Annotated in this window: 26 protein-coding genes; all 26 read left to right on the forward strand. The window is 37.5% G+C overall.

Features of this window, described 5'->3' with window-relative positions:
• Window positions 1-129: 129 nt before the first annotated feature.
• On the forward strand, window positions 130-993 hold the full coding sequence (locus H9I37_RS04550; protein ID WP_187381280.1) for an SIR2 family NAD-dependent protein deacylase: 864 nt from the start codon (window positions 130-132) through the stop codon (window positions 991-993).
• A gap of 23 nt (window positions 994-1,016) precedes the next feature.
• Window positions 1,017-1,616: a hypothetical protein gene (locus tag H9I37_RS04555; RefSeq protein ID WP_187381281.1), complete on the forward strand. Its 600-nt coding sequence runs from the start codon at window positions 1,017-1,019 to the stop codon at window positions 1,614-1,616.
• A 60-nt stretch (window positions 1,617-1,676) separates the two neighbouring features.
• Complete coding sequence (locus H9I37_RS04560; RefSeq protein ID WP_187381282.1) at window positions 1,677-2,357, forward strand: DUF421 domain-containing protein; 681 nt, start codon at window positions 1,677-1,679, stop codon at window positions 2,355-2,357.
• Window positions 2,358-2,447: 90 nt separating this feature from the next.
• Complete coding sequence (locus tag H9I37_RS04565; RefSeq protein WP_187381283.1) at window positions 2,448-3,383, forward strand: SH3 domain-containing protein; 936 nt, start codon at window positions 2,448-2,450, stop codon at window positions 3,381-3,383.
• A 147-nt stretch (window positions 3,384-3,530) separates the two neighbouring features.
• Entirely contained in the window at window positions 3,531-4,757 is a 1,227-nt protein-coding gene (locus H9I37_RS04570) for a glycosyltransferase (protein ID WP_187381284.1), read from the forward strand.
• Window positions 4,758-4,866: 109 nt separating this feature from the next.
• Window positions 4,867-5,367: an HD-GYP domain-containing protein gene (locus H9I37_RS04575; RefSeq protein WP_187381285.1), complete on the forward strand. Its 501-nt coding sequence runs from the start codon at window positions 4,867-4,869 to the stop codon at window positions 5,365-5,367.
• Between the two features lie 186 nt (window positions 5,368-5,553).
• Complete coding sequence (locus H9I37_RS04580) at window positions 5,554-6,411, forward strand: acyl-CoA thioester hydrolase/BAAT C-terminal domain-containing protein (RefSeq protein ID WP_187381286.1); 858 nt, start codon at window positions 5,554-5,556, stop codon at window positions 6,409-6,411.
• 33 nt (window positions 6,412-6,444) lie between these two features.
• Entirely contained in the window at window positions 6,445-7,332 is an 888-nt protein-coding gene (locus tag H9I37_RS04585) for an SDR family oxidoreductase (protein ID WP_187381287.1), read from the forward strand.
• Between the two features lie 209 nt (window positions 7,333-7,541).
• Window positions 7,542-10,676, forward strand: a complete 3,135-nt coding sequence (locus H9I37_RS04590; protein WP_187381288.1) for an MFS transporter — start codon at window positions 7,542-7,544, stop codon at window positions 10,674-10,676.
• An 82-nt stretch (window positions 10,677-10,758) separates the two neighbouring features.
• Window positions 10,759-11,481, forward strand: coding sequence for a transglutaminase-like domain-containing protein (locus tag H9I37_RS04595; RefSeq protein ID WP_187381289.1), 723 nt, complete (start codon window positions 10,759-10,761; stop codon window positions 11,479-11,481).
• A 71-nt stretch (window positions 11,482-11,552) separates the two neighbouring features.
• Window positions 11,553-12,020 (forward strand): hypothetical protein, encoded by a 468-nt coding sequence (locus H9I37_RS04600; RefSeq protein ID WP_187381290.1) that lies wholly within the window; start codon window positions 11,553-11,555, stop codon window positions 12,018-12,020.
• A 25-nt stretch (window positions 12,021-12,045) separates the two neighbouring features.
• Window positions 12,046-12,798, forward strand: a complete 753-nt coding sequence (locus H9I37_RS04605; protein ID WP_187381291.1) for a class I SAM-dependent methyltransferase — start codon at window positions 12,046-12,048, stop codon at window positions 12,796-12,798.
• Between the two features lie 25 nt (window positions 12,799-12,823).
• Window positions 12,824-13,384 (forward strand): DUF1697 domain-containing protein, encoded by a 561-nt coding sequence (locus H9I37_RS04610; protein ID WP_255422493.1) that lies wholly within the window; start codon window positions 12,824-12,826, stop codon window positions 13,382-13,384.
• Window positions 13,385-13,420: 36 nt separating this feature from the next.
• Window positions 13,421-14,038, forward strand: coding sequence for a DNA alkylation repair protein (locus H9I37_RS04615; protein ID WP_187381293.1), 618 nt, complete (start codon window positions 13,421-13,423; stop codon window positions 14,036-14,038).
• Between the two features lie 56 nt (window positions 14,039-14,094).
• On the forward strand, window positions 14,095-14,469 hold the full coding sequence (locus H9I37_RS04620; protein ID WP_187381294.1) for a hypothetical protein: 375 nt from the start codon (window positions 14,095-14,097) through the stop codon (window positions 14,467-14,469).
• Between the two features lie 114 nt (window positions 14,470-14,583).
• A complete protein-coding gene (locus H9I37_RS04625; RefSeq protein ID WP_187381295.1) occupies window positions 14,584-15,519 on the forward strand; it encodes an acyl-CoA thioester hydrolase/BAAT C-terminal domain-containing protein in 936 nt (311 codons plus the stop codon).
• Window positions 15,520-15,597: 78 nt separating this feature from the next.
• On the forward strand, window positions 15,598-15,972 hold the full coding sequence (locus tag H9I37_RS04630) for a hypothetical protein (protein ID WP_187381296.1): 375 nt from the start codon (window positions 15,598-15,600) through the stop codon (window positions 15,970-15,972).
• A 202-nt stretch (window positions 15,973-16,174) separates the two neighbouring features.
• Window positions 16,175-16,468 carry a hypothetical protein gene (locus H9I37_RS04635; RefSeq protein ID WP_187381297.1) on the forward strand — a complete coding sequence of 98 codons (294 nt, stop codon included), beginning with the start codon at window positions 16,175-16,177 and terminating at the stop codon, window positions 16,466-16,468.
• A gap of 55 nt (window positions 16,469-16,523) precedes the next feature.
• The gene (locus H9I37_RS11610; protein ID WP_370586913.1) at window positions 16,524-16,766 is read left to right on the forward strand and encodes an alpha/beta fold hydrolase; all 243 of its coding nucleotides are present in this window, start codon (window positions 16,524-16,526) and stop codon (window positions 16,764-16,766) included.
• A 180-nt stretch (window positions 16,767-16,946) separates the two neighbouring features.
• On the forward strand, window positions 16,947-17,873 hold the full coding sequence (locus H9I37_RS04640; protein ID WP_187381298.1) for a cysteine peptidase family C39 domain-containing protein: 927 nt from the start codon (window positions 16,947-16,949) through the stop codon (window positions 17,871-17,873).
• A gap of 93 nt (window positions 17,874-17,966) precedes the next feature.
• Window positions 17,967-18,809 carry an AraC family transcriptional regulator gene (locus H9I37_RS04645; RefSeq protein WP_187381299.1) on the forward strand — a complete coding sequence of 281 codons (843 nt, stop codon included), beginning with the start codon at window positions 17,967-17,969 and terminating at the stop codon, window positions 18,807-18,809.
• Window positions 18,810-18,972: 163 nt separating this feature from the next.
• Window positions 18,973-19,299, forward strand: coding sequence for a TfoX/Sxy family protein (locus H9I37_RS04650; RefSeq protein WP_187381300.1), 327 nt, complete (start codon window positions 18,973-18,975; stop codon window positions 19,297-19,299).
• Between the two features lie 47 nt (window positions 19,300-19,346).
• Window positions 19,347-19,661, forward strand: a complete 315-nt coding sequence (locus H9I37_RS11700) for an alpha/beta hydrolase family protein (RefSeq protein WP_255422494.1) — start codon at window positions 19,347-19,349, stop codon at window positions 19,659-19,661.
• 24 nt (window positions 19,662-19,685) lie between these two features.
• Entirely contained in the window at window positions 19,686-19,949 is a 264-nt protein-coding gene (locus H9I37_RS11705; protein ID WP_255422495.1) for a hypothetical protein, read from the forward strand.
• 422 nt (window positions 19,950-20,371) lie between these two features.
• A complete protein-coding gene (locus H9I37_RS04660) occupies window positions 20,372-20,776 on the forward strand; it encodes a YbgA family protein (protein WP_187381301.1) in 405 nt (134 codons plus the stop codon).
• Window positions 20,760-21,128, forward strand: a complete 369-nt coding sequence (locus H9I37_RS04665) for a TIGR02328 family protein (protein ID WP_187381302.1) — start codon at window positions 20,760-20,762, stop codon at window positions 21,126-21,128. Before H9I37_RS04660 ends, H9I37_RS04665 begins: the two co-directional genes overlap by 17 nt.
• Window positions 21,129-21,300: the final 172 nt, after the last annotated feature.

The raw sequence follows: 21,300 nt of genomic DNA on the forward strand, positions 1-21,300 counted from the left end.
AATGCCGCTGAAGAACAAATGAATTTTTCGGATACTCGGTTTAAAAGATTTGTTTGATGGATTTTCTTTTGCGGATTTTTGCCGTAAAAAAAATATTTACGGATTGGAAAATAAAAACAGGAAAAGATCATGGAATTTACAAGCGATTTTTTGCCGCGCATTGAAGCGCTGAAAACCGCCCTCGAAGAAGTCGAATCGGTGCTCATCGGAGCGGGCGCGGGACTTTCAACTTCCGCAGGCTTTATCTATTCGGGCGAGCGCTTTGAAAAACATTTTTCGGATTTCCGTGTAAAGTACGGCATTACCGATATGTATTCGGGAGGGTTTTATCCGTTTAAAACGCTCGAAGAATTTTGGGCGTACTGGAGCCGTCAGATTATGATAAACCGCTATACCGATGCGCCCAAACCTGTGTACGAAAATCTGCGCAAACTCGTTGACGGTAAAGATTATTTTGTGCTGACGACGAACGTCGATCACTGCTTTCAAAAAGCGGGCTTTGATAAAACGCGGCTCTTTTACACGCAGGGCGACTACGGTTTATGGCAGTGCTCCATCCCTTGCCACGACAAAACTTACGACAACGAAGCGACCGTCCGCAAAATGGTCGAAACGCAAAAAGACATGCGCATTCCGTCCGATTTGATTCCGTACTGTCCGCGCTGCGGAAAACCGATGTCGATGAACCTTCGAAGCGATTCAACATTTGTGGAAGATGAAGGCTGGCATAAAGCTTCTGAACGGTACGGAGACTTTATCGCGACTCATAAAAACAAAAAAATACTATTTTTGGAACTAGGCGTCGGATCGAACACGCCCGGTATTATCAAATATCCGTTTTGGCGTATGTGCGCCGATAACCCGCGTTCGCTTTACGCGTGCATCAATTACGGCGAAGCGTTCTGTCCAGACGAAATCAGCGAGCGCTCGATATGCATAGACGGCGACATTGCAAACGTGCTGAGCTTGCTGGAAAAAATGCGGCGATTGTGATACAGTGCGGTTCGGAGGAAAATATGGATAACGACACAAAGCAGGAATTCGGCGAGATTGCGCAAAACATTGCGCCCTACGGAATTATGATGGCGGTTTTCACTTTGTTCTATTCCGTTTGGTTTTGCTTCGCATGGGGCAATCTCGGCAGGATTTTATTCGCGCTGACAGTCGCATACGGCGTATGCATAGTTTTTTTAAGTATAAAAAATATCAAACACGCAAAGCGTTTTAAAGCGGTTCCGTCCAAAGAAGGAAAAAAGATTGCTAAAAGTATGACTATTGTAAGCGCAATCACTTATCCTGCTATGACTGTTTGCGTCGTAATGCTCGTAGCCTTTCATCTTGAAAAACTGATTTTGCCGGCAGTAACTTTTGTTATCGGGCTGCACTTTATTCCGCTCGGAAAAATCATGAACAGAAAAATCGACTATTTTATCGCGCCTGTTCCGATTGTGTTTTCGCTTGTCGCCTCGTATCTTGCTTTTACGACGGCAATATCGTGGGTTGAAGTGTACGCCGTAGCGGGAATCGGCGGAGCTTGTGCGACGATGATTTACGGCGCGTATATGCTGTATGCGTACAAAAAAGTTGCGCAAAAATACGGCGTGGAATATCCGTAAAAAAGCCTTAACACGGATTTTCATATTTTTTATAATTGATACTGATAACAAGGAAAATTTATGAACGGATTTATTTTAGTGATAATAAAATTATTAATCGGTTTTTTTGCTTTGATACTGATAATAAATATTTCGGGAAAAAGGAATCTGGCTCCCTCATCAGTCGGTGACCAAGTGCAAAATTACGTGCTCGGCGGTCTTATCGGCAGCGTGATTTATAACAATAATATTCGATTATTGGATTATATAGGGGTTTTATGTATTTGGTGTATACTTGTATTGGCTGTAAAATGGATAAAAACACATAATATTAAAGCGAAACAAGTTATAGACGGGAAAGCGTTAATAATTATCGATGACGGTAAAATTAATATTGAAAATTGTGAAAAAGCGGGTTTATCCGCTCACGATGTATCTTTTAAGCTTCGAACAAAAAACGTTTATTCAACAAAAGACGTAAAAAGAGCTATTGTGGAGCAAAACGGTCAATTGATCATTATACTTCCGGGAGAAGAAAATCCGAAGTTTCCTCTGATAACAGACGGGCAGTTGCGAGAGGATATTTTGACCGTGATAGGCAAAAGTGAGCAATGGCTGATTGAAGAAATTAAAAAACATGGATTAAATAAATACAGCGATGTATTTTTGGGCGAATATGTGGATGGAAAGCTGATACTGACAGCATATCCGCCTCAAGAACAAGCAAAGAAACGCAAGAAAATATGGGAATTGTACAAGTGAGCGCCTATTCGGTGTTGACAGTCTGTTTTGAGTTTTAGATAAATAATTTATCAGCACTGTCTAAACCGGAGCGCTCTGGAGGAATAAAAAATGAAGAGAGTTTTTTTATTGTGTTTGTTGGTATTTTTTACTTTTCAATTTTATTCCAAAGATATTAAATTGGAATTGGAATACAGAAAATACTTTGGAACTGTCGCCAAAACAACAATCAATGATGATAATTTAAACATAAGATTAAAACCATCCACATCATCATTGAAAGTTGGAATGCTAAAAAAAGGTGATGTAGTTACGATAACAGGCTATTCAGATAAAAGAGATCTAATCGATGGTTTCTATGGATATTGGCTGAAAATCCAGATTGAAAAAAATGATATTATAAAAGATTATGCCTTTGACAATTTCGGATGGTATGGATGGATTTTTTCAAAATATGTTGATATTGATCCAACTGTTGATGTAAGCACTTTTCGTGTTATCAAAGAAAATCCGAAAACCAAATCAACAAGTTTATCACTGGAGTTAGAAATCGATAGGAACGGGCAAAAATCAATAGTAAAAGTATATCCAGAAAAGTTTTCAACGCAGGAATCATACTGTTTTGTTTGGTCTGATGACATCGAAGGATTCCTATATTCGGATCCTGTTGGAACTTTTAGATGGAATCCTAAAACAAATGAAATTACACATATTACAGATATGGGATTTTATTGCGAGTCGGCATGGTGTATTGCTTCTGATGATGGAAAATATTTGTTCCAAGATTTCGGTACAAGTCCAGGAATTAGGAGTTTTTCTATTTACAGTATAGAAACAAATAAGTGTTTATACAGTGGCAACTATTTGCATGATTTGGAATATGATGGAAAAACAATCATCATCGCAAACGAATCCTATGACGAGGAATATCTAAAGACTTTACCGCCGGAAGAGGCAAAATATGCACAGGTTATCGCGCGATATAAATTAAACTTGAATAATTTTCGTAAAGAATTTTTAGATTACACAGTAACTCATATGCAATAATCTTGTATAACATGAAGTTAGCCGCTGTCTGCAGATTTTAAGGCATGTGATAGTGTTTATTCACTCTGCTTCAATCAGGAAATTCGACAATCTGACAATAATAACCCCAATATCGACAAATGCTTTCTTATGAGATATATTCTAAATATGAACATAGCGATGTTTACAGATGCTTATTTTCCTAGAATCAACGGCGTCACAATTTCTGTCAAATCTTATGCGACAGAACTCACTAAACTTGGTCACAAAGTCTGTATTGTCTGCCTTGAATATTCTGAAGAGCAGCAAAAAAGTGCAATTTTTGATGAAAAGAGTGAAGATGAAAAGTCTCCGTTCAGTGTAATCCGTATCCCGTCGATGGGAATTATATGGTCAAAAGAAGACAGAATGGTGCGGCTCGATAAGTGGCATTTCCTGAAAGAAAAAATGAAAGTTTTTCAACCTGATATCATTCACATAAATTCGGAATGGACAATCGGTTATTTGGGAACTCTTTATTCGAGAAAAGCTAAAATCCCTATTGTCTTTACCTTTCATACGTTTTTAGAAGAATATCTTATGAATTACGTAAATTTTATCCCGCAGGGGTCAATGCAAAAACTCGGTCGGGATATAGTAAAATTTTATCTCAAAAAAGCAGAACTCATTATTGCTCCTACAAAGCGAATCGAAAAGGTTGTGCATGAATACGGAATCGAAAAGGATACGTTTTTGCTTCCTACCGGGATTCCTTCTAATCTTATAAAATTCGACAAAAATCAAAACAAATGCATAAAAGCTGCATTGTTCAAGAAATTTCCGTTATTAAAAAACAAAAATATCTTGCTCTATGTCGGTCGTGTTGTAAAAGAAAAAAATCTGACATTTTTATATGATGTTCTTGAAAAAATCAAACAGTCAGATAAAAACTCTGCTCTTCTTTTTGTCGGCGGCGGACCATTCCTTGAGGAGCTTAAGGAAATTGCTGCATCAAGAGGTCTTAAAAAAGATGTCGTTTTTACAGGCTATGCTGCGTATAAAGATTTGATTTATTTTTACAAAATGGCTAGTGTTTTTGTTTTTCCGAGCCTGACAGAAACTCAGGGGCTTGTCACGATAGAGGCTATGACAGCAGGGCTTCCTGTTGTTGCCATTGGAGAAATGGGCACTGTTGACGTTATGCGTGGCGATAACGGCGGTTTTATGGTTTCAAACGATGTGGACGAGTTTGCTTCTAAAGTACACATTCTGCTGAACGACAAAAAGATTTACAGCCGGAAAAAAGCTGATGCAATTGAATGGGCAAAGAGATGGTCTATAGAAACATTGACGCCAAAGCTTGTCGATTGTTACAAAAAAGCAATCGATAATTTCAAAAAAAATCACTCGTCATGACTTCTCATTTTAGCGTTCTATAATATGTCTTGCAGTGTTTATATTCGCCTACATAGTCTGGCACACTGAACAAAATTTACAATTTCAGATTGAAGAGAAAACGAGAGAAGTGAAATCTAAAAATGAAAAACTTGTATCTCTTCAGAGCCGAATAATCAACAGTCTTGCAAGCCTTGTAGAAAATAGAGATGAAGATACTGGAAACCACATTTTAAGGACAAGCGCTTACGTCGAAATTATCGCAAGAAAAGCGTTTGAACATGGACTTTGGAGCGAAACTATAGATGAACACTATATAGAACTGATAAAAAGCGCTGCCCCTATGCACGATGTTGGAAAAATTGTTGTACCTAACCACATACTTAAAAGGCCCGAGAAACTGACTGCAGAAGAGTTTGAGCAGCTGAAACTTCACACGACAGAAGGAAAACGCATAATTGAAGAGATAATAGGCATGACAGAAAATAAAAATTATATAAAAATCGCTTCTGAAATTGCGACGAGCCACCACGAGAGATGGGATGGAAGCGGGTATCCTTATCAATATGCAAAAGAAGAAATTCCTCTTTCAGCGCGAATTATGGCAATTGAGACGTCTTTGATGCTTTAGTTTCCACTGCTGTTACAAAAAAGCAATCGATAAGTAAGACGCCTTTCGCATCATACTTTCGCATCATAAAAGAAGATTTGGGAACTCATTTTGATCCAAATCTTGTGGGACTGTTTATGGAAGCTAGGTTTGAAGTTGAGAAAATTCTTGCGGCGTATTCAGAATAGTTTTATACTGTGGTGGAGTATGATAAAGACTTGTGTAAAAAATGAAGGATTTGAGGGAATCTTTCTTACAGGAAACGGAAATAAAGACAAAGTTTTGATAGTGATGTCTGGCTCAAACGGCGGTATGCGCGTTACAAAAAAATGCGCGGAGTTTTATGATAAAAATGGAATTCCTGCCTTAGCGCTCGCTTTGTTTGCCACAAAAGAAACTCAGCCTTTTTTAGACAGAGTTCCCGTTGAATATGTAGAAAATGCTATAAAATGGCTCAAAGATAAAGGATACAAGAAAATTGGAATAGACGGTATGTCGAAGGGAAGCGAAATGGCGCTTGTCGCCGCATCAAAATTTCCTGAAATCTCCTGTGTGATAGCTCGAGTACCATCTTATTTTGTAAGCGAAGGATTGATTGGAAAAAAAAATAAAAAGCCATCAGGAACATCATGTTGGAGTTATCATGGGGAGCAGTTGCCTTTTGCTCCATACAAAACAAAAACATTTGATGTTCTAAAAATGCTGAGGGAAAAAAAGGAATTTTACATCCTCCCCTTTAACAAAGATAAAGACATCACTCCCGAAAGCCTGATAAAAATAGAAAGCATCAATGCTCCAATTCTGATTCTTTCTTCAAAACATGACACAGTATGGCCTTCTTATGAATATGCTTTACATATAGAAAACAAATTGAAAGAAATAAACTATCCATATAAATACAAGCACATAGCTTACAATCATCTGAGTCATCTTTTATTGACAAAATTGCCGTTCATCTATAAACTTGCCTTCAAATCTGAAAGAAAAAACATGGCGGCGTGTGCTGATGAAAGAAAAAATCTAAGCCACGAACTTATAAGTTGGGTTTACGACGTTTGGGAATAATCGATATGAATATATTCACTTTAAAGGAAAACAATGAATAAAACAAACAATAGAACAATTCTTGTTGCGGGAGCTACAGGCTATCTCGGACGTTTTGTAGTAGCAGAGCTACACCAACGCGGTTTTAAGGTTCGTGCAATCACACGAAATCGCGAGCGAGCAGAATCTTTAGGACCTTGGGGGGCTCCATCATTGGATGGACTAGTTGATGATTGGGCAATCGGGGAAGTAACGAATTCAGAATTTATTGCCAATGTTGCAGAAGGTGTTGACGATGTCATATCTACTTTGGGGGTGACAAAGCAGAAGGCTAACCCTTGGGATATCGACTACAAAGCCAATCTTTCTATCCTTCATTCTTCGGAAAAGCACGGCGTCAAGAACTTCTGCTTTGTCAATGTCATTGAGGGCAACAAATGCCCGGCTCAGTTGACTCGTGCAAAGACTGCTTTTGCTCAAGAACTGGTTTCTTCCCAGATATCTAGTCAGATTATTAATCCTCCCGGATACTTTTCCGACATGACACAGATTCTTCAGATGGCTAGAAAAGGTCGTGTTTTTCTTTTCTCCCCTAAAACTATTATTAACCCCATTCACGGTGCCGATCTCGCAAAGTTCTGCATCGACCGTTTGCTTGATGGGAATAAGGGCTCATGGAATGTGGGAGGTCCAGAGGTATTTACTTGGCAAGAACTCGCTGAGTGTGCTTTTCAGGCTCTAGGTAGACCTGTAAGAGTTGCAACTATTTCTCCAGCAGTTTTGCCACCTATCATTGGCATTCTTAGACTCTTCAATAAAAGGATGGCAGACACAATGAGATTTGTTTCGTGGAGTATGATTCACGATTGTGTAGGGAAATCTTTCGGCACTCATAGGCTGCTAAACTTTTACAAAGATATTGTCAAAAAAAGTGATTATTAGATACTGAAAATAAATTCTTCACATTGGGTGTTGCTTCAAAAACTTCACATAAGCACATAAAAAAACGCGATAGAGTTTTAATTACTATGGCGTTTTTTTTATATTATTATAAAAAACGCATTTTTTTTGATTTTAAAACGATGTGATAAAAAAATATATTTTTCTTATCTGTTGGTGTATAATTATTAAAAAAATGACGGAGTGCAAATATGGAAAGAAAAAGTGTCATGAATAAAGGTCAGTTTTGGCTTTTGATGTGGCTGCTTGGTATGGCGGGACAACTTTGCTGGAACATTGAAAATCAGTGGTTCAACACTTTTGTATATGCGAAGATTGCAAAAGATTCTTCGATTGTCACTTTGATGGTAATCACGAGTGCATTTGTGACTACTTTTTCGACTTTCTTTTTTGGAACGCTGTCTGACAGATTGGGGACGAGGCGCCGATTTATTTCTCTTGGCTACATAGTTTGGGGAGTTTGCACAATCTTATTTGGTTTTACCGAATTTATTGGAAAAGGTGCAGTCGGAACTGGGGCTAAAGTTTCTATGTGGGCTGCCGTCATGGTTATTCTTGCCGACGATGTGATGAGCTTTTTCGGTTCGATGGGCAATGATACCGGCTACAACGCATGGAGCAACGACATGACCGATGATAAAAATCGCGGACAAATCGGTGCTGTTCTGGCTGTTCAGCCTATTATCGGAACTATCGTGGGAACTGTTCTTGGCGGTTTTCTTATAGGGGCGGAAAACAACTATCAGCGGCTTTTTTGGTCGATGGGATTGTTTGTCGTCGCTGTCGGCATATTTTCACTGTTATTTTTGAAAGATTCCCCATCTCTAAAACCTCACAAAAACGGTTCGCTTGCTGCACAATTTTGTTCTGTATTTAAAATAAAAGGATTTTTCGCTCAGAGGGAACTGTTGCTTGCGTGTATCACGACTGCCTGTTTTTTTATTCCTTTTAATATTTATTTTGTGCACATGGGAAACTGGATGATTTACCGCATGGGCTTTAGCGCTGACAGCATGGAAATAATTCAGGGACTTAGTTTACTTGTCGCATCTCTTTCGGCTATTCCCGCCGCAAATCTCATAAACAAAAACAAAACTCCGGCAGTTGTCGCTTTTGCTATCACTGTCAACATTATAGGATTGTGGTTGATAACATTGTTTATTCGTCCTGAAATTGTCAATACGCAGAGCGTCTTTAGCAAAGAAAACGCGCTTTTGTTTTTTGCAGTTTTTTCAGCAGGGATGGGGCTTGTCCTTGTAACGCAGACTATGACGATGTGGGTCAAACAGTTGTATCCTGAGCAAAGCCGCGGTCAATTTGAAGGAATCAGAATACTATTTTTTGTTCTCACTCCTATGATTATTGGAACAATTATAGGAAACATCATCATAAAAAACGGCGCCGGTTCTATCGTAAATGAATACGGCATCACCGAAAATATTCCTGTTGAATCTATCTACATGTGGGCGGCAATCCTTGTAACAGGTGCATTTATTCCTCTTTTTTTTGCTGCAAGGCTTTATCATAAGAGAATCAACAACAAAGTTCTTTCTCCTTTGATGACTGTGTGGGGCGAAAATCTGAACAAAGAATGTCCTCTAAATGACTATCCTCGTCCTCAACTTCAAAGAAAACAATGGCAGTGCTTGAACGGCATCTGGAAATATGCAATATGCGATGGAAAAGAAAAGCCTGATAGCTGGGATGGCGATATTATTGTTCCTTTTTCGCCTGAAAGCTTGTTGTCCGGTGTTCAGAGAAAACTGATGCCGTCTCAAACTCTGTGGTACCGCAGGGCTGTTCGTTTTGACAAGATGCCTGCAAACGGTGAACGTCTTCTTTTGCACTTTGGAGCTGTAGACCAGCATTGTACTGTCTATATCAACGGTAAAGTTATAGGCAACCATTCAGGCGGTTATTGGCCTTTTTCTTTTGACATTACAGATTTTATAAATGAAGGTGAAAATGAAATCATAATTTCTGTCACCGACGACACAAACTTAGGCGATGAAGCGTACGGAAAGCAAAAGCTGAATAGAGGAAAAATCTGGTATACAGGGCAAAGCGGAATCTGGCAAACAGTCTGGTGCGAGACAGTTCCTCAAACATATATCAAAAATGTCAGCATAAAAACAGATTTAAGCAATGGAGAAGTCAGTTTTGCGCTGGACTGCGAAGGGCATGATATGCCGAGTGGAAAAATAACTGTTTTTGATAGCGGAACTGCCGTAGCCGAAGTTCTTGTTGAAAATAGCGAAGTTCGCATAAAGTTGCCCGAAAACTTTAAAACTTGGTCTCCGGATTCTCCATTTTTATACGACGCACAAATCAGCATTGGAAAAGATGAAGTGCGGACATATTTTGGCATGAGGGAATTCGGCATAATAAAAACAAAAAAATGTTCGTTTCTCAGTTTAAACGGAAAGCCGATTTTCCATCACGGACTTTTGGATCAGGGATATTGGAGCGACGGCATGTACACAGCTCCTTCCGATGAAGCTATGATTTGGGACATCGAACAGATAAAAAAACTCGGCTTCAACATGCTGCGGAAGCACATCAAAATTGAACCTCTCCGCTGGTATTATCACTGTGACAGACTCGGTGTTCTTGTTTGGCAGGATTTTGTAAGCGGTGGCGGACCATATAAACCGTTCGTCGTTCAGTACGCACCTTGGATTGGCATAAAGTTTTCAGACGGTCCAAATCGCTATAAGCTGATGGGACGAAAAAGAGAGCAGGGACGTAAAAACTTTTTACGCGATGCCGAACGCACTGTAAAACTTTTGCGCAATTGCGTCTCCCTTGCCGTATGGGTTCCGTTCAACGAAGCGTGGGGGCAATTCGATGCCGCAGAAATCGCAGAAAAAGTTCTCTCTTGGGATTCGAGCCGTGCAATAGACCATGCAAGCGGCTACTTTGACCGCAATGCAGGTGACTTTCACAGCTATCACATTTATTTTAAACACTTTTTTCCAAAAGCAGATAAAAAAAATAGGGTGCTTGCGCTGACAGAATTCGGAGGTTACAGCATGCCGTCTGAAGGACACATGGTTTCGCCCGCTCTTTATGGGTACAAAATGTTCTCCGACAAAAAAACATTAAACGAAAATATTTTAAAACTGTACAAAGATGATGTTTTGCGCAATATGACAAAAGCTTTGAGCGCTACTGTCTACACTCAGGTAAGCGATGTTGAAGATGAAATAAACGGACTGTTCACTTATGACCGAAAAGAAATAAAGGCCGACTCTCTTGTGATGAAAGAAATATCTGAAATGATTCAAAACGCTTTTAAAGAAAATCTAGATAAGGCGGACTTATGATATATGAGTAAATTTGTTTGTAAAAGTTCTATTTTCCCAGCCAACCGTAGCGTAAAATCGACAATAGAAGAAGGTGAATGAAATGGATCAATACTTGCAGGCAACCGCAATGCTGGATTTTTCAAATCCGAATATTCAAAAATTAATAGAGATTAAGCATTGGAAAGAACAAAATGAATTTGACCGCCTTAAAGCTATTTATCTCTTTGTAAGAGATGATATTGCATTCGGATATAACATTGATGACAACATTCCCGCATCTAAAGTCCTTGAGGACGGATACGGTCAATGCAATACAAAGGGAACACTCTTTATGGCTTTATTACGTGCCTGCGAAATTCCTTGCCGGGTTCATGGGTTTACCATAGATAAGAAATTACAAAAAGGGGTAATGAGCGGGTTCGTTTATAACAATGCACCGCAAAATATATTTCACAGCTGGGTTGAAGTTTATTTTGAAAGTCGCTGGTATGAACTCGAAGCCTTTATACTGGATAAAGCCTATTTGTCAAAACTGCAAAAGCAATTTGCAAACTGTACGGGTTCTTTCTGCGGTTATGGTGTTGCAGTAAAAGATTTTCAGCATCCGGTAATTGATTTTAACGGAAATAACACCTACATACAAAGCGAGGGAATTACGCAAGATTTCGGCGTATGGGATTCTCCGGATGAATTGTTAAAAAATCATCATCAAGAAGTGTCGGGAATAAAAGCCTTTGCTTACAGACATTTGGGAAGGCATCTGATGAACTTCACTGTAAAGAAAATAAGAAATAGCACAATAAATGGTAAACTAAGTCATTGACCGTGTTCCCTAATTGTATTTTTTTATTATGATTATATTGCTCGTTTTTATGAGGTGGAGGATATTGATATATGAGCAAATTTATTTGTAAAAACTCGATTTTTCCTGCCAACGCAGATGTGATATGGGAAAAATTGCAAAGTTTTGAATCGTTAAAATATGTGGCGGCTCCTTTTGCAGCCTTTGAGATGGTTGACGGTGAAAAAAATATGCAGTGGGAATGTGGCAAAACTTTTCGGCTTAATTTTAGGCTGTTTGGCGTAATTCCGTTCGGTATTCATTCAATTTATATATGCACATTAGATAAAGAAACATTAACAATATATTCTAATGAGAGTAATCCCCATGTACCGATATGGAATCATAGAATTCAATTGGAGCCCATTGATGACAATCGTACAAAGTATACTGACTGCATAGAAATCGAAGCCGGCTGGAAAACAGGCATAATATGTGTCTGGGCTAAAGCATTTTATTCACACAGACAAAGAAAGTGGAAAAAACTACTCACAAAAGTAAAAAAAAATGCAGAACGATAAAAACCGAAATAATAGAGAATAAACAATGAAGTCGTATCAGGATATAAATAAAGAAACAATAGACAGATGGGCTTTGGAAGGCTGGGAATGGGCAAAGCCAATTTCGCATGACGAATATACTAAGGCAAAAAATGGAGAATGGAAAGTTTTGCTTACACCGACAGTTCCTGTTCCGCAGAAATGGTTTGGAGATTTAAATGGCAAGAAAATTTTAGGGCTGGCGTCGGGAGGCGGACAACAAATGCCTATATTTAACGCGTTAGGGGCAGACTGTACTGTGCTTGACTATTCTTCGAATCAAATAGAAAGTGAACTTTTGGTTGCGAAAAGAGAAGACTATAATATTAAAGCAATTGAAGGTGATATGACAAAAACTTTGCCTTTTGAGAATGAAACCTTTGATATAGTCTTTCATCCTGTCTCTAACTGCTATATTGAAGATGTGCAACATGTTTTTGATGAGTCATATAGAGTGCTTAAAAAAGGCGGTATTTTCCTTGCCGGGCTTGGAAATGAGATAAATTATATTGTAGATAACGAAGAAAAAGAGATTATTTGGAAAATGCCTTTTAATCCGTTAAAAGATGAAGCGGCAAAAGCCTTTATGCTGAAAGAGGATTGTGGAATACAGTTCTCTCATAATATGACAGAGCAGATTGGTGGGCAATTAAAGTCAGGGTTTACTCTGCTCGATATATATGAAGATACAAACGGATTTGGAAGACTTCATGAATTGAATATCAAAACATACATTGCAACTAAATCGATAAAATTGTAGAGTCAGATAAATTAAATTGAGATTCATGGAGGTCAATTCGTTGCGATATATACTTTTATTGCGCGGCATAAATGTTGGCGGCAAGAATAAGGTATCCATGAGTGATTTGGAACAATTATTGTTAAACGCAGGGTTTGAAGATGTCGCATCTTATATCAACAGCGGAAACGTGTTTTTCAGCAGCACTCAAAACAGCGAAAGTTTCATACCAAAAATAACACATTTGTTAAAAACCGGCTACGACTTTTCTATTCCTTTTGCTTTAATCTCAAAAGAAGAGTATTTAGAAGAAAGAGCCGCATTGCCGGAGTGGTGGAATGAAAAGCTGGCAAGAAGAGATGTTTTATTTTTTTCGTTGGGCTTGGATAAATCGGAGGTTTTTGACTTTATAGATAAATCCTCATTTTATAATGAGATAGTGCATGTCGGTAGTCACGCATTATTTTGGGGAAAATATGATGAGTCGGAATATCTTAAAACTACTTACCATAAGCAATTGATGAGGCAAGATTTTTATAAAAAAATTACAATCAGAAACGGAAACACATTTGAAAAGATTGCGGAAATTCTTGAAAAAAAGAGATAAAAGATAGGTTGGAAGTTTGGGAAAAAGGAGGCTCATTTGCGCGAGTATATTAAAAAACTGGAAAAAGAATTTTCTTTGATAGAAAATGGTTTCAAAGAAGAAGAAAAAAGAGCCTTAATCGATTATAAAACTAATGATAATGAATATATCAAGAAGTTGGCATTTTTAGCCTATAAATCAGACACCTATCAAGTAAGAATGTACGCCGTATTTCTTTTTGGACACTTATCAGAACAAGACGACATTTTAGAATTTATGAGAGATGAAGTTTCTAAAGATGATAATTGGAGAGTTCAAGAAGTATTGGCAAAGGCATTTGATGAATTCTGCAAGAAAACAGGATATGAAAAAGCACTTCCAATCATTGATGAATGGCTCAAAAATAACAATTCTAATACAAGGCGAGCAGTTACAGAAGGATTAAGAATATGGACAAGTAGACCGTATTTCAAAGATAACCCGAATGAAGCTATCAGACGAATTGCCGCATTAAAAGAAGATACGAGTGAATATGTCAGAAAATCGGTGGGCAACGCTCTAAGGGATATCAGCAAAAAAAATCCGGAGTTAATTAAAGCTGAACTCAATAACTGGAAGTTAGAAAACAAAGAAATAAATCAAGTTTACAAGTTGGCGAGCAAATTTGTTGGCTGAGAAAGAAGAATTAATAACTGAAATTTTGTGTATTTTGTGAAGGAGGATATTGATTTATGTTTTCAATATTAGGTGCAGCATTATTTGGACTTATAGCAACTATGACAGTTCTTGTTGCTTGCGGCTTGCCTTTGGGCGAATTTACAATGGGCGGACAACATAAAATCTTACCTAAGAAATTGAGAGTTGCGGCAGTTATTTCAGTGGCTATCCAAATTTTTGCAATGATAATTATTTTACAAGCCGGAGGTTTTATTTCCTTGTGGTTTTCTTTTAAGGTTACTAAATATATTTGTTTCTTCTTTGCCGCTTACCTATCTTTGAATACTATTATGAACATGATTTCAAAAAGTAGGAAAGAAAAATATGTTATGACTCCGCTTTCACTTATTGCCGGAATATGTTTTTGGATAACGGTATTTCAGATATAGTATGTAAAATGAGGATAATCTACAGTGCGTCAAATTGGAAAAATATGAGAAAAGTGATATAGTAGGATGGACGAGAAATTGACAAATTTGAATTTGAAGAGGAGAAACTTTCCCATGAAGAAAGAAATCAAAACAATAGAGAAAGATGGATATAACGGCGTATACTGGCCGAATCCGAACGGCAGTAAATATTGCATGATTGCCATGCTTGGTGATGATACAAAAGACATGATGGCAAAGGGTGGCGTCAAATGGCTTCAAAAGAAAGGTCTGAATGTCCTCACAATGTCACCGGCCCCAAAAGATTACGGTCACCATAACTATCCACTCGAACGTTTTGAGAAGGCACTTGCATTTCTGAAGACGATGGGCAATGAAAAAATCGGTATTATGGGTGCCTCGACAACTGGTATGCTTGCGCTTGTCGCAGCGTCATACTTTTCGGAAATAACGCTTACGATAGCCATTTCTCCTTCTGATTTTGTGATGGAAGGTTTTTATCAGGATGGGAAAGACGGGGCTCACGAACGTCCGGGAGACGGAGAGTCATCTGTTTCGTATCACGGTAAGCCGCTTCCTTATCTGCCCTATGCGTATCGCCATCCGGAATACTGGCAGAAAATATCTGAGGAATCCAAACGGCGCGGCGCGATGGTTGCCAGTCGCGATTTGTTCGATGAATCGGAGAAAAGGCATCCCGTGCAGGAAGCCGAGAAAATAAAGGTGGAGAATATAAAGGGCCGCATTCTGCTGATTGGTGCGGAGGATGATGTACTTTGGGATACCTGTAAATACATTCGTAGAATGGAAAACAGGCTGAAAGAAAGAGACGCGGATAACAGTGTAGTTCTCATGACCTATGAACATGGAACGCATTTTATATTTCCGCAGACCATGTTAACAGGCATTCTTCCCGTGGGTTCCGGGCTGTTTATCAGCATGGCTTTTAAGGAGGCAAAGCAGTATCCGAAAGAGTGTAAGCAGACGAGGATTGATGTTGATGAGCGCTTATCGGAGGAACTAAAGCAGTGGATAAATTCAGCTTCATAAATCCCGGTTTGTCGAAGTAAAAAATCAAATAGGATATTACCAAGAGGAGGTAAAAGCAAATTGCCGATACTTCCTTTTTTGTTGTCAATATTAGGTGCAGTATTATTTGGACTTATAGCAACTATGACAGTTCTTGTTGCTTGCGGCTTGCCTTTGGGCGAATTTACAATGGGCGGGCAACCTAAAATCTTACCTAAGAAATTTAGAGTTGCGGCAGTCATTTCGGTGGCTATCCAAATTTTTGCAATGATAATTATTTTGCAAGCCGGAGGTTTTATCTCCTTGTGGTTTTCTTTTAAGGTTACAAAATATATTTGTTTCTTCTTTGCCGCTTACCTATCTTTGAATACTATTATGAACATGATTTCAAAAAGTAGGAAAGAAAAATATGTTATGACTCCGCTTTCACTTATTGCCGGAATATGTTTTTGGATAACGGCATTTCAGATGTAGTAGTAAAATGAGGATAATCTACATTGAGTTAAATTAAAAGCAGATGAATTTTGTGAACAACAAAACGGAATTAAAAATTCGGCGAAGAGTAGAAGCTTCATGAAAGAACAGATACTGCAGACAGACAAAGGCATGGTCTATAAGAACATCTCCAATTATCTACAGATAACAGATAGAAATTAGAATTTGCGGGGGTGATTAGATGAAAACCTATACAATTTGTGGAATTATGAGATTTGATAAAGAGATGAAGAAGATTGCTTATGACCTTGAAACTGATAAAGGATATAATATATTGCAGTGTGTTTATTGTGAAGAAAATGTTATTCCAACAGATGAGGAACTTTCACGACTTGCGGATGCTCATTATAGAAAAATCGACTTGAGCGATGGTATATATGTTGTAAATATTGATGGTTATATTGGAAAATCGGTTAAAGAGGAAATTGAGTACGCCAAAAAACATGGTAAAGAAGTAGTGTATCATTACAATTGATAACTTTCAGTTTACCTAGCTGAATAAAACTGAATATAAGGCATTTGACGGACAAATCACAGCGTTTGAAAAAGAATACAACCTCCTGACATGGGACACTCCTGCTCGCGGAAAATCCAGACCATTTGCAGCGTTTGATTTCAGCGATACGTCAAGCTACATTAAGAGCATTCTTGATAAACTTTCAGTAGAGCGGATTATCCTTGTGGGACAGTCATTAGGCGGCTATCTTGCCAAGTCATTTATAAAGCGATATCAAAGCAGGTATCAGCGACTCAAAAGGCATACGACAATATGATGCAGATGCTTTCTCCATATAAAAAAAGCGAACTATGCCATTTGATGGGACTAGGTTATGCCGGTTTCCCACGCATATCAAATTACAAGTTGCCATGACATCAGCCCTATAAAATTTGTACGGATTTGATAGGGCGATAAATTTTCCTGTCGTCTATAATACGGAAATGGAGGCAGGAAAATGAATTTATACTTTGGTGATATTCCGATTTGCTATTCGCATTCGGCAGCTATGGTTTTACAGGCTGCCGGTTATGATTTTCGACCGGACTATCTGGAAGCTATCATGGTCATGGGGAACGGGGCGACCTTTGTGAAAAAAGATGACAGACATCCGCTGATTTTCTTTGACAACGGCATGCCGGATAAGTCCATCAGTCATTGTCTGCAAATTCTTGGATTTAATTATGAGGAATTTTTCCGCGATTCTTCAGAGCCGGTCAATGTGACAGAGCTGCAGGAAAAACTCAAAACCTTTCTGACCCATGGTTCCGTTATCGCAGGTCCTTTGGATATGGGATATCTGACTTATAATCTTAATCACAGCCATCTGGGAGGGCTGGATCATTTTGTTTCGGTTTATGACATGGATGAAAACTATATTTACTTCCACGATCCGGCAGGCTATCCTTGCATGAAAATGGATTTTCGTGATTTTTGCAAAGCATGGAAAGCAGAATCGATTGACTATAAAAGAGGGTCTTATTCCATGTGGGGGCGCTTGCAGAGAAACAGACTTCCGGCTAACCGGGAGATTTATCACGATGTTTCTGTTATTATGAAGCAACGATATGAAAATAGCGAGACCGGCATAATTGAGGAATATGCAAAAACCGTCAGGGCAAACGGGTTAAATGAAGAACAAAAACAGCTCCATCAATTTTTTTCATTTCGTCTGGCAGCAGCCAGAAGCCTTTACTTGAGCCAATTTTTGAAAGATTGTGATCCTGACAGGGCAGCCTTGAAAGAAAAAATTGCACGTCTTTTTAGCCGGGCATATCTGGACAGCAGTCATGATGACTATAATGCTTTAGCAGATACCCTGATGGAGATTGCCCGTCTGGATAGCCGGTTCAGGGATTTGTGTCTTCGATATATCAGGGGATAAAACTCTGAAAAATCATTGCATCGGATAATGTAAAAAGTTAGAGATTCCGCCATCTCCACAATGAGATAAGGAAATCATGAATAGAGGGAAAACATGAAGATGATTCAGTTTTTTAATGAAACCATTAATTACATTGAAAGTGTGCTGGACAGCGAAATAGATGAAGATAAAATTGCCCGTTTATCAACATATTCTTATCCTATGTTCAGCAGACTCTTTTCCATATTAACCGGAACAACACTCTCGGAATATTTGAGAAGCCGAAGATTAACCGAAGCAGCCATCATATTAAGAGATACGGATGAAAAAATCATAGATATAGCGATGAAATATGGATATGAGTCATCGGATTCATTCGGAACTGCGTTTAAGAATTTTCATGGATTTACCCCTTCAGAGGTAAGAAACGGAAAACCGTTCAAATTAGTTTCACGAGTGCAATTAGCGCTGAGCGTAAGAGGAGGAAGAAGCATGAATGTCACAATAAAAAAGAAAAAAGCATTTACAGTTGCAGGAGTAAATGAACAAAACATCGATTCATCATTGTGTCCGGCTGTCTGGAATAAGCTGTATAAAAAATACAGTCACAATGAACTTGCAAGTTTGGGAAAAGGTCAAAGTGTCGGAGTCTGTCATGATGTAAAAAATCCGGCCACAATCAACTATATGGCAGGATATATAGTTGATGATCCCTACAAAGCAAAAATCATGGGCTTAGATGTTCTGGAAGTTGAAGAAGCTGAGTATGCCATTATAGAATTAACGGGGAGAGTTCCTGAGTGCATTCATAACGGCTGGAAATATGCGATGGAAGTCTTCTTCCCTGAGCATGGCTACGTTCATTCGGGGAAACCTGATTTTGAATATTACTTTGAAGGTGATATGAAAAGCAAAGACTACAAAATGGAGCTTTGGATTCCTATAACTAAAGCTTAATTGCCGGCATAGTACTAAAAGCGATGGAAATTAAAACCTCCATCGCCTTTTTTATGCTAAAATTGAAAAGTGCAAAAATCATAAATTTGCAGAAGAATATCATGATGGGCGATTAAAAAATATAAAGAAGCAGATAAATTCTGATTTTAAGGAGATAATCATAGTGAATGAATTTAACGAATTTGTTCGTGAAGTTTTTTCCGCAGCAGGTGATATTGTCATAAAATCCATGATGGGCGGATATCTCGTATATCTAAATGGTAAACTGATAGGTGATATTTGTGATAATGAACTGTTTTTGAAGAGAACGCCGACAACTGACAAACTTCTTGCAGACTCAGAATTGCGTTATCCCTATGAAGGTTCAAAGACATTGATGCATGTATTCGACAGATTTGAGGATACGGATTTGATTACAGAACTACTGGAAGGTATGTATGCGGAACTGCCCGAACGGAAGCCTACCCCCAGAAAGTCTGACAAAAAATAAAATCCGAAATAAAACCCAACCAGTCAGAATTTGTAGAGGGAATTTGAATGAAAAATGTTGTTATATATGTTCATGGTAAAGGCGGTAATGCAGAAGAAGCTAATCACTATAAACAATTTTTCGATGATAATTTTGATATAATTGGATTTGATTATAAATCGGATAAACCATGGGATGCAAAAATTGAGTTTAGCAATTATTTTAATTCAATTGTTCCTCAATATAATAAAATCTATTTAATCGCTAATAGTGTAGGTGCATTTTTCTCATTAATATCTTTATCAGATAAACCTATCGAAAAGGCAATGTTGTTTTCTCCTATAGTATATATGGAAAGGTTGATTTTAGATATGATGAAATAGGCAAATATTTCAGAAGATGAACTTATGCTAAAAAAAGAAATTGAAACATCCTTTGGAGATCTTTTGTCATGGGAATATTTGACCTATGTTAGAAATAATCCTATCAACTGGGATATCCCTACTAATATTCTTTTTGCGGATAAAGACAATATGACATCAGTAAATACAATGATAAATTTTGCTAATAAAATAAATGCAAATCTGACAATTATGAGAGATGGGGAACATTTGTTTCATACAGATGAACAAATGGATTTTTTAGATAACCGGTTTAAAAAGAATATTTAACAACTCATGGTTTGTCGGGATAGGTAAATTAGAAATTGTATGGGAGGGATTATAGTGAATAATAATAGCAATAAAAAGAATAAAGAATTATATAAGATAGGATTAAGTATGCTTATTGGCATGGGTATGAAGTAGGATTTGTGTCAAGTATAGTATTTGAGAATACAGACCTGTTGATTGCAATAGGAATTGATTTTGAATAAAAGTAACGAGCAACATTGAGAAAAATCATTAACTTAAAATTTGGAGAGGTTATAGTAATGAAAATTCTTTGTATCGGAGACAACTTTAACATATTGTAATGTTGGATATTCATTTATACCTTACCTGAATAAAAATTTAAATTCGATCAATAAAAACTTAAATAGTGATACATTATATGGGATTTGTTTTAGTTTGAATATTTGGAAAGAGGTGTCAATATGAGACAAAAAGATATAAGAAGAGAATGTGAAGAGTTGTGGGCAAAAAATAAATATTATGTACTAAGCAAATCGCAAAAAGCATATCTGGAGGTAAGGGAGTACTTGAAGGAAAAAGAACTGGATGTTTTATGGATAAATGAAAAAATACAGGAAATAAGAGATATGAAGGAGAGTAAAAAAGATTTTAGTAATGCCATTCTTCATATATGGGGATATTTCAAAAAAGAAGCAAGTACAATTGAAAAACAGGCATTATTTAATATATTAAATGAACATATGGAGGGGAAAAATAATCAAGGTGTTGTAATTGAATATATCAATACTTTACTAAAAAGATACCCTAATGAATATTTAGAAAAATCAACCTTGTTAACAGGAGAAAAATATGAGACTATGGCATGAAAAACTTATCCCCTTATTGCCAAAAAATCAGCTGCTTGGACAACATAGGGAATGTTGTGCTCTGAGGGGCAATGGATGGAAAAAGAAACATAAAACTGTGGACTATGTGTTTTTATATTCCCCATATCATATTTTTATTTACCATGTATTGGTTATGAAGGAGATGGAAAAAAGAGGATATAATGTTTCTGCGGAATGGAAGGATAAAAATTATAGAGGAAAGACAGCAGTAAAGTATGATAATCTTAAAGAGGAAATTATAGGCAGCCCGATTTACAAAGAGCATAATATTGAATATCTGGCTGATTGCATAGAAAATTTAAGAAATAAAGGTATACAGCTAAAAGTATAGAATTTATAGGAGATGATGAGTATTGAAATATTATAAAAAAAATAACACTTAGAAATAATATGTTTTCTTAATTTTCAAGCATACCGGACTTTACCTTTGAAAATGGAGGAAATACAGAAAAAATGACTAAAAAGGAAAAGGAAGATTTAAAAAAAAGGAATTCAAAAATTTT

It is taken from the genome of Treponema sp. Marseille-Q3903 (assembly GCF_014334335.1).
Lineage (GTDB): Bacteria > Spirochaetota > Spirochaetia > Treponematales > Treponemataceae > Treponema_D.

Coding starts and splice junctions, on each gene's coding strand:
- H9I37_RS04550 (WP_187381280.1), top strand. CDS start 130: ATGGAATTTACAAGCGATTTTTTGCCGCGCATTGAAGCGCTGAAAACC.
- H9I37_RS04555 (WP_187381281.1), top strand. CDS start 1,017: ATGGATAACGACACAAAGCAGGAATTCGGCGAGATTGCGCAAAACATT.
- H9I37_RS04560 (WP_187381282.1), top strand. CDS start 1,677: ATGAACGGATTTATTTTAGTGATAATAAAATTATTAATCGGTTTTTTT.
- H9I37_RS04565 (WP_187381283.1), top strand. CDS start 2,448: ATGAAGAGAGTTTTTTTATTGTGTTTGTTGGTATTTTTTACTTTTCAA.
- H9I37_RS04570 (WP_187381284.1), top strand. CDS start 3,531: ATGAACATAGCGATGTTTACAGATGCTTATTTTCCTAGAATCAACGGC.
- H9I37_RS04580 (WP_187381286.1), top strand. CDS start 5,554: ATGATAAAGACTTGTGTAAAAAATGAAGGATTTGAGGGAATCTTTCTT.
- H9I37_RS04585 (WP_187381287.1), top strand. CDS start 6,445: ATGAATAAAACAAACAATAGAACAATTCTTGTTGCGGGAGCTACAGGC.
- H9I37_RS04590 (WP_187381288.1), top strand. CDS start 7,542: ATGGAAAGAAAAAGTGTCATGAATAAAGGTCAGTTTTGGCTTTTGATG.
- H9I37_RS04595 (WP_187381289.1), top strand. CDS start 10,759: ATGGATCAATACTTGCAGGCAACCGCAATGCTGGATTTTTCAAATCCG.
- H9I37_RS04600 (WP_187381290.1), top strand. CDS start 11,553: ATGAGCAAATTTATTTGTAAAAACTCGATTTTTCCTGCCAACGCAGAT.
- H9I37_RS04605 (WP_187381291.1), top strand. CDS start 12,046: ATGAAGTCGTATCAGGATATAAATAAAGAAACAATAGACAGATGGGCT.
- H9I37_RS04610 (WP_255422493.1), top strand. CDS start 12,824: ATGGAGGTCAATTCGTTGCGATATATACTTTTATTGCGCGGCATAAAT.
- H9I37_RS04620 (WP_187381294.1), top strand. CDS start 14,095: ATGTTTTCAATATTAGGTGCAGCATTATTTGGACTTATAGCAACTATG.
- H9I37_RS04625 (WP_187381295.1), top strand. CDS start 14,584: ATGAAGAAAGAAATCAAAACAATAGAGAAAGATGGATATAACGGCGTA.
- H9I37_RS04635 (WP_187381297.1), top strand. CDS start 16,175: ATGAAAACCTATACAATTTGTGGAATTATGAGATTTGATAAAGAGATG.
- H9I37_RS04640 (WP_187381298.1), top strand. CDS start 16,947: ATGAATTTATACTTTGGTGATATTCCGATTTGCTATTCGCATTCGGCA.
- H9I37_RS04645 (WP_187381299.1), top strand. CDS start 17,967: ATGAAGATGATTCAGTTTTTTAATGAAACCATTAATTACATTGAAAGT.
- H9I37_RS11700 (WP_255422494.1), top strand. CDS start 19,347: ATGAAAAATGTTGTTATATATGTTCATGGTAAAGGCGGTAATGCAGAA.
- H9I37_RS11705 (WP_255422495.1), top strand. CDS start 19,686: ATGCTAAAAAAAGAAATTGAAACATCCTTTGGAGATCTTTTGTCATGG.
- H9I37_RS04660 (WP_187381301.1), top strand. CDS start 20,372: ATGAGACAAAAAGATATAAGAAGAGAATGTGAAGAGTTGTGGGCAAAA.
- H9I37_RS04665 (WP_187381302.1), top strand. CDS start 20,760: ATGAGACTATGGCATGAAAAACTTATCCCCTTATTGCCAAAAAATCAG.